This window comes from Flavobacterium collinsii (genome assembly GCF_902804485.1).
Taxonomy (GTDB): Bacteria; Bacteroidota; Bacteroidia; order Flavobacteriales; family Flavobacteriaceae; genus Flavobacterium; species Flavobacterium collinsii.
The window spans coordinates 1-211 of sequence record NZ_CADCST010000044.1; the positions used below are offsets into that span (position 1 = coordinate 1).

1 protein-coding gene is annotated in these 211 nt (G+C 46.9%); it reads right to left on the reverse strand.

Translation table 11 applies throughout. From position 1 onward, the window contains the following. Positions 1–211: Ig-like domain-containing protein (locus tag FLA105534_RS00525; protein ID WP_173964099.1), on the reverse strand; the 211-nt coding region annotated here is incomplete at both ends.

Below are 211 nucleotides of genomic sequence, written 5' to 3' on the forward strand. Positions count from 1 at the left end.
TTGTGTACCTGATAAAGTACCCGCATTTGGTGCTGCAGTTACCGTTACTGTTCTGGTAGCTGTGGCATTTCCACAACCGCCTGTTCCGGTTACTGTATATGATATTGTTGCAGTACCTGCTGCGGCTCCTGTAATTTCTCCTGTTAAAGCATCTACTGTAGCAACTGTTGTATTATTGCTTGACCAGCTTCCGCCACTTCCCCCATTGGCT